Source organism: Psychrobacter piechaudii (assembly GCF_900162825.1).
Classification (GTDB): Bacteria; Pseudomonadota; Gammaproteobacteria; order Pseudomonadales; family Moraxellaceae; genus Psychrobacter; species Psychrobacter piechaudii.
Genome location: NZ_FUGE01000254.1, coordinates 1 through 7,148, shown reverse-complemented (window position 1 = coordinate 7,148; position 7,148 = coordinate 1). Strand labels below are relative to the sequence as shown.

Below are 7,148 nucleotides of genomic sequence, written 5' to 3'. Positions count from 1 at the left end.
TCCTAATTTTCTATGCTAAGGGTCTATTTCAGTAATATTTAAAAAAGCCCAGTAAAATAAATAGGTTAGTAATTAATATCAGTCAATTAAACTTAAGAGAAATTATCTATTTATCATTATGTAACCAATTATGGAATTTAACTTTATTTTAGCTGTTGTTTCAGTTAGAGCTTGAAGCAGGTATTTTTAGCCTCATTAATTAACTTAGTCTCATTCAATTAATAACAGAGTCACACTAGTCTTAAAGTAGAGAAATAATCAATACTTTAGATTCCGGACTTTAAATTCAGAGTTATTAAAATAAATAGTTATTAAAATAAAATGAGTCAACAAATATTATAAATAAGGAACAGCTATGCAAGATTCTCAATTAACCAAAGAAGAAATCGCCCAATTAACAGAAGCCGATTGGCGTGAGCGACTTACTGACTCAGAGTATTTCGTACTCCGTGAAAAAGGAACGGAACGCCCTTTTACGGGCATTCACAATGATATGAGTGAGCAGGGAATTTACCGCTGTAAGGGGTGTGGTGCTAAATTATTTGACTCGAATAATAAGTTTGATGCTGGATGTGGTTGGCCAAGCTTTGATGCTACAATTGAAGAGTCGGCCATTGATGAGCACTTAGACACCTCTCATGGTATGCGTAGAGTTGAAGTGACTTGTAGTAACTGCGGTGGGCACTTGGGCCATGTGTTCCCGGATGGGCCTAGAGAGACCACAGGATTAAGATATTGTATTAACTCTGTGGCGATAGATTTAGAGCCCAAAGCTTAAGTCTGTGACCAACTATTTTGTGATAAGCTATATAGCCCTAGATAATAATAATTCACTTCAAGGAAGCACACATGACAACAATTTATGATTTTAATGCCAAAGATTTAAATGGCAATGAGGTTGACTTTGCTCAATTCAAAGACAAAGTGTTATTAATCGTTAATACTGCTAGCAAATGTGGGTTTACCCCGCAGTTTGAAGGTTTAGAGGAGTTGCACCAAAGCTATAAGGAGCAAGGTCTAGTGGTCATCGGCTTTCCTTGTAATCAGTTTGGCAGTCAAGACCCTGGCAGTAATGAAGAAATTGGCGCTTTTTGTCAGCAGAACTACGGAGTTAGCTTCTTAATGATGGAGAAGGTTGACGTTAATGGAGACAATGAACATCCATTATATACTTGGCTAAAAAAACAAGAAGGCGGGTTCTTAACGGATGGCATTAAGTGGAATTTCACCAAGTTTTTGATAAATCGTCAGGGTGAGGTGGTGGATCGCTATGCTCCTACTACTAAGCCTAAAGCAATCGAGTCAGAAATAGTCAAACTATTGGCGTAGCGTTGTTGCTAGAGCAGTGATCTTGATAGATTTGGGTTAAATTTAATATTTGATATCTATAGCCCATAAGTAATAAAACTATTTACCTACAGAACACTGGTTGGCTGACCCTTAATATTTTATAAAACTAGCTTAAAGAATGGGTAACACTTGAGGGTGTTATCCATTTTGTTTTTTGGCTAAAGTGTTAAACTATCGGCTATTGATAGATATTTTAAAATCAAAATAAAAGTTTTAGTGAGAAAAATCATGCGAATCCGTAAACTGTTTAAATTTGAAAACGCACATATTGTGCGTAACTGTAGTTCAGATAGGTGTAAACACTCTATACATGGGCATAGCTATCAGATTGAGCTTATTTTGCAAGCTGATAGATTAGATAATGGTCAAATGGTTTACGACTTTGGACTGTTAAAATCTTCTATTAAAGACATTATTGATAGCTTTGATCATGCCATTTGTTTTTGGAACAAAGATGATCCCGAATACATTGAGATGTGTAAGAAATTCAGTGCCCGCTGGATTAGTTTGCCTGTTTCTCCTTCCGCTGAGCAATTCTCAAGAGTGATTTTCTTTTGGGCGCAAAGTATTCTTGATCAGACTAAAATGGCCAATGGTGAGGCGGGAGTTAGTGTTTATTCTGTTATCGCTCATGAGACGGCGACAGGATATGCGCAATGCTTTGCAGAGGACATTACTAATGAGCACATGGGTTTATTAAGGTTAGAGGACTTTGAATTTAGTGAGCAGGTAATGCAAGAATGGACCGACCCAAAAATGTATCAAAAACTGATAGCGGGTGAGCCTTTTGTGAACCCTGAAGTGACGCTTCAAGTAAAAGCTTAATTCTTTAATTATATGAGCCAGAAATAACAGCTCAGTCCTTCTAATAACCGCTCAATTGTAATAAGTTAAAATAAATATCGCCTTTAAAAATTTATTGATAGTAACTATGCGAGGCAGACAATGGCAAGCCAAAAAAAAGAGATTATCTTAAAATCTGAAGCAGATACCGAAGCTTTGGCTCAGCAATTGGCTAAGGCCAATCTTACTGGTAGCGTCTGGCTGTCTGGCGATCTAGGCGCAGGTAAGACCACTTTGACCCGCTATTGGCTAAAAGCCTTAGGCCATCAAGGCTCAGTAAAAAGCCCAACCTATACTTTAGTTGAGCCCTACGAGCTGGCTGAGTCTAACAATGCGTTGATAGAGCGTGTTTATCACGCTGATTTGTACCGATTACAAGACCCTGAAGAATTGTCATTTATAGGTTTTGAAGAATATCTAGAAGATGATAAAGCTCTGGTTATCATTGAATGGGCCAGCCGGGCAGAAGATTACTTACCACAGCCCACAATGACTCTGGATATCACGGTGACCACGGAAGAGGGGGAGCAAATTAGACGAGTCAATATACAGTCTAAGGAAGATATTAGCTTTGATAATCTCTGATTTCATTAGAGATTACATGCGGCTAAGCTAAAACAAGTTAACCACCATAAGGTAGCCACCTTACGGATAATATTTTTTAACATCAGTGTTTATAACCCTCTCCATCTATCTGTTTTTTAATTAGATTTTAACTTCATTGACAGCCTATTATGACTTTCAGTAGCAATTCAACATCATTATCGCGGGGGCAAGCAGCAGCTGCGACTGGTGGCAGTAACCGTATCAAAAAACTCCCTCCGCTACTGGTCAACCAGCTTGCTGCGGGTGAGGTAGTAACGCGTCCAGCTTCGGTGGTGAAAGAACTTATTGAAAATGCCATTGATGCTGGCGCCAAGCACATTGATATTCGAATTACTCAAGGTGGCATGGGCATTATTGAGGTAGCTGATGATGGTTGCGGTATTCATCCTGATGACATGATTATGGCGGTCACCCGTTTCGCTACCAGTAAAATTGCTGATGTGGCTCACCTGCAAGGAATTGCAACTTTAGGGTTTCGTGGTGAGGCGCTGGCCGCGACGGCGGCAGTTTCTAGGCTGACATTAACCAGCTGTAGTGATGATAGTGGTATAGGGCGTGAATTAAATGTGGCCGGGATTCTGGAAGACACGCCGCAGCTGATACCGGTGGTGCGCTCTAGAGGCACCACAGTAACGGTCAAAGATTTGTACTTTAATGTGCCTGCCCGGCGCGGTAATTTAAAATCCATTTCAACGGAATATACCCACATTGAAATGGTGGTGAAACAGTTGGCGTTGGTCGCCAGTGATGTAAGCTTCACCTTAGGGCACAATGATAAGCGTAGATTTAACTTTGAGTCTATCGTTAGTAGTGATAAAGGGGCCACTTATAGTACCAGTGGTTCCGAAGCGATGAAATCAACAGTGATGCAGTCAGTGCTGGCAAGATTGACAGCATTGCTGCCAACTAGCCATGATCAGGCTGAATTGTTTAGTGACAGTAATTTGCAGCCCATAAATATTAGTTTGGAGGGGCTGCGACCCCAAAGTCCATGGCAGGAGGGGGCTGAGGACTTAGCTATCACCGGCTTTCTGATTCCTAGCGCAAGAGCCCTATCAAGCTCAAGTTATAAGCTGATTTATATTAATGGTAGATTGATAAAAGATAGGCGGATTTCGCAAAGTATTCGTGATAGTGCGGCTAATCTATCAGGCATTAATAGTCTAGGCTATGTGCTGTTCTTTAATTTGCCTAAGGCCTGGCTAAACTTAAACGTTCATCCCTCTAAACAATGTATCAAGATTCAAAACTTAGCCAATGTAATGGCTCATCTTGAAATAGGGGTTCGTGATGCGCTTCAGCTTTGGCAACATCGTCAGCCAGATCAAGTAGCTGATTATGAGACGGATGACTCACAATTAATAACAGCTGCCACTGATTCGGTTGTGCCAAACCCGTTTGCCGACAATAGTACTGATTACTTTACTAATTATTTAAGTGATAACAGTACCAGTCATTTAACTAATAATTTGACAAAGGTTCAGCAGCCTAAGAGTGATTATCAGCTTAGCGAAGGGCAGAGTGATTTACGTAGTAAAGTAGATCGTGACGCCAGTGCTGCTGAAATCCCTGAACAGGAATTACAAACTTTATCTACTCAGAACGTGGCTGCTAGCATTGTGGCTGGGACAGAAGCTGCTGAAGTAGCCTCAAATCAGTTGATTGGTTTGGCTATTTTAGATAAGTGTCAAATATCTCAAGCACTGTTAAATAAACTGCAGGGAAATGAAGGGCAGAATGACCACTCATTGTCATCATCTGATAATGGCTCATTGCTGTTAATCCAAGCCAATCAAAATATTTATTTGCTTACACAGCAGGGGCTTAAGTCAGGATTAAAAAGCATCAGTATAGATTTGGCCTCTTCCTTGACCAGTTTGCAGTCATTGTCCGAGTTAAATGGGATACTCAGCAGAGTGGCGCTATTATCAGACGCAGACCATCAACAGCTTTCAGCAAGAGCTGTAACCCAATTATCGTTTCTAGAGCTGGCTTCACTGATGATTGAAAGGTTTTAAACAAAACCGCTATCAAAGTCACATACATCATTAACAATATATTCATACATTACTCAAAGAGAGCGTTATCATGAGTGTAGTTGACCACTCGACAAAATTAGCATCGGATAAGACAATTTTGTCAAAGCAGGGTTTACCAAAAACACCTTTACCAAAAAACAGTGTGGTTTGTTTGATGGCACCCACCGCCAGTGGCAAAACTTCTTTAGCATATGAGCTGTATGATACGGGGAGGTTTGAGATTATCTCTGTGGACTCTGCTCTGATTTATAAAGATATGAATATTGGCACCGCTAAGCCAACATCAGAGGAGTTATCACAATATCCGCACTATTTGGTTGATATTATCGACCCTACCGACACTTATAGTGTGGCCAGCTTTGTCAATGATGTGGAGCGTTTGATCGAAGAGATTCATGGTCGTAATAAAATCCCATTACTTGTGGGCGGCACCATGATGTATTACATGGCTTTATTTGACGGGCTTTCAGCAGTTCCAGACACTGATACACAGGTGCGAGAGGAAGTGGATCAGTGGCGAAAACAGCAGGGCATAGAAGCGCTACATCAGTATCTGCAGCAAGTAGACCCAATTATTGCTGAGCGCTTGCCATTAGGCGATACCCAAAGAATTACTCGTGCCGTTGAGGTTTATAAGCAAACTGGTAAGCCGTTAAGTGAGTGGCAGAAATTGCCTAAGCAGGCGTTGTCCAACAATCCAGAACAGTACTGGTTAGGGTTGGCAGTGATGCCTGATCGGGCTTGGTTGCATGAACGTATTGAGCTGCGATTGCAACTTATGTGGCAGCAAGGTTTCTTTGAAGAAGTGATTAACTTGTTACAGCAATATCAGCTATCAGCTGATATGCCTTCGATGCGCTGTGTGGGTTATAGACAGGTAATAGATTACTTATTGTTAGCAGATCATCCGGCGGCAAAACTGCTAGTGAATAACGGTGAAGCTGTTGAAAATAAAGGCTTAACTGTTGATAGCCTTGATGACGCCACTGCTTGTCAAGATATGAAAAATAAGGCATTATATGCCACACGACAGCTTGCAAAACGCCAATATACTTGGCTTAGGAACTTAGTAGCCAGTTTTGACCCCTCTAATGTTGAACTAGCGAATGCTGACCAACAGGATAGTAATATCACTGATCAGCGTCAGCTCCCTCAGACAGATACCCTCAACACGTCTGCCCAACTTGACTGTGGCAACAAAGTGGTTCATGCTTTTGCGACTATTACTGAAGCCAAAGATTATTTAAGCTCTAGATTGTAACAGTTCTAAAGCCGGTAATAGGTTTTCCAAAGCTAATAATAACAAGCCAAAAAAAAATTACTTACACTATATAACACTTACTCTGGACTAATTTGCTAGTACGGACAGCCAAAAAAATGATATGGTAAAGCTATTATAAATATAAACGACGATATTTGAGAATAGAACCAATTTATAACAAAGCTTAATGGCTATTTTAGATTGACCGTATTAATCTAATAACTAATCTGTCATCCATATATAATAAATTAAAAATTTAGGAGACACACCCGATGTCAAAAGGACAAACATTACAAGACCCGTTTTTAAATTCATTACGTAAAGACCGAATTCCAGTTTCTATTTTTTTAGTAAATGGCATAAAACTGCAAGGGCAAATTGAATCATTTGATCAATATGTGGTGCTATTAAAAAATACAGTTAGCCAAATGGTGTATAAGCACGCTATTTCAACGGTAGTTCCAGCTCGCAATCCACGCAGCAGTGGAGCGACCCCAGGAGGGGGTATTGCCCAACAGCCCGCTGGATACCAAGGTGGCTTTGGGGCTAACCCTGCGGCTACTGGTGGATTTGAGCGCAGTACTCCCGGCTTCGAGCCTGGTGGATTTGCCAACAAACGTAGTAGTGGGTTTAATCGTGGTGGCTTTGCTGATCGCGGCTTTAATCAAGAAAGAGGTGGGTTTGCTCAAGAGCGAGGCTTCGGTGTTGAGCGCGGCTTTGAAGGCGATCGCGGTTTTGATTCTGATAGAACATTTGGTGTCAACCGTCCACAGCATGGTTTCGGTGCACGTGGTTTTGAAAAACGTGGCTTTGCTGCCCCAGCGCATCAAGATGATGATGAAGATTTAACCAATAATTATGGAGATGACGAGTAATCTCCTTCTGATAAGTAATACAAAGCTTTGAATTTTATATTGGTCTAAGAGAGACAAAAAACCTGCATATAGCAGTAATGCCAGTCAGTTAAGGCTGACTGGTATTTTTTTTGGGATATTTTTGTGGTTTTCCCTTAACCACCCTCGGGCAAGATCGCTTTCTGCGTTCAGGAA

7 protein-coding genes are annotated in these 7,148 nt (G+C 40.7%); all 7 read left to right on the top strand.

Annotated elements, in window-relative coordinates; all coding sequences use genetic code 11:
- The first annotated feature begins 355 nt into the window (after positions 1-355).
- Positions 356-778, top strand: coding sequence for a peptide-methionine (R)-S-oxide reductase MsrB (msrB, locus tag A1019T_RS12635; protein ID WP_077452061.1), 423 nt, complete (start codon positions 356-358; stop codon positions 776-778).
- 71 nt (positions 779-849) lie between these two features.
- Positions 850-1,329, top strand: coding sequence for a glutathione peroxidase (locus A1019T_RS12630; RefSeq protein ID WP_077452059.1), 480 nt, complete (start codon positions 850-852; stop codon positions 1,327-1,329).
- A 249-nt stretch (positions 1,330-1,578) separates the two neighbouring features.
- A complete protein-coding gene (locus A1019T_RS12625) occupies positions 1,579-2,175 on the top strand; it encodes a 6-pyruvoyl trahydropterin synthase family protein (protein WP_077452057.1) in 597 nt (198 codons plus the stop codon).
- Positions 2,176-2,295: 120 nt separating this feature from the next.
- Positions 2,296-2,778 (top strand): tRNA (adenosine(37)-N6)-threonylcarbamoyltransferase complex ATPase subunit type 1 TsaE, encoded by a 483-nt coding sequence (tsaE, locus tag A1019T_RS12620; RefSeq protein WP_077452056.1) that lies wholly within the window; start codon positions 2,296-2,298, stop codon positions 2,776-2,778.
- Positions 2,779-2,927: 149 nt separating this feature from the next.
- A complete protein-coding gene (mutL, locus tag A1019T_RS12615; RefSeq protein ID WP_077452054.1) occupies positions 2,928-4,817 on the top strand; it encodes a DNA mismatch repair endonuclease MutL in 1,890 nt (629 codons plus the stop codon).
- Positions 4,818-4,992: 175 nt separating this feature from the next.
- Complete coding sequence (miaA, locus tag A1019T_RS12610) at positions 4,993-6,099, top strand: tRNA (adenosine(37)-N6)-dimethylallyltransferase MiaA (protein ID WP_244156662.1); 1,107 nt, start codon at positions 4,993-4,995, stop codon at positions 6,097-6,099.
- Positions 6,100-6,371: 272 nt separating this feature from the next.
- The gene (gene hfq / locus A1019T_RS12605; RefSeq protein ID WP_077452050.1) at positions 6,372-6,974 is read left to right on the top strand and encodes an RNA chaperone Hfq; all 603 of its coding nucleotides are present in this window, start codon (positions 6,372-6,374) and stop codon (positions 6,972-6,974) included.
- The last annotated feature ends 174 nt before the right edge of the window (positions 6,975-7,148 follow it).

Bases quoted from the DNA above. Each gene is read 5' to 3' on its own strand.
- msrB (WP_077452061.1), top strand. From the start codon at position 356: ATGCAAGATTCTCAATTAACCAAAGAAGAAATCGCCCAATTAACAGAA.
- A1019T_RS12630 (WP_077452059.1), top strand. From the start codon at position 850: ATGACAACAATTTATGATTTTAATGCCAAAGATTTAAATGGCAATGAG.
- A1019T_RS12625 (WP_077452057.1), top strand. From the start codon at position 1,579: ATGCGAATCCGTAAACTGTTTAAATTTGAAAACGCACATATTGTGCGT.
- mutL (WP_077452054.1), top strand. From the start codon at position 2,928: ATGACTTTCAGTAGCAATTCAACATCATTATCGCGGGGGCAAGCAGCA.
- miaA (WP_244156662.1), top strand. From the start codon at position 4,993: ATGGCACCCACCGCCAGTGGCAAAACTTCTTTAGCATATGAGCTGTAT.
- hfq (WP_077452050.1), top strand. From the start codon at position 6,372: ATGTCAAAAGGACAAACATTACAAGACCCGTTTTTAAATTCATTACGT.
- tsaE (WP_077452056.1), top strand. From the start codon at position 2,296: ATGGCAAGCCAAAAAAAAGAGATTATCTTAAAATCTGAAGCAGATACC.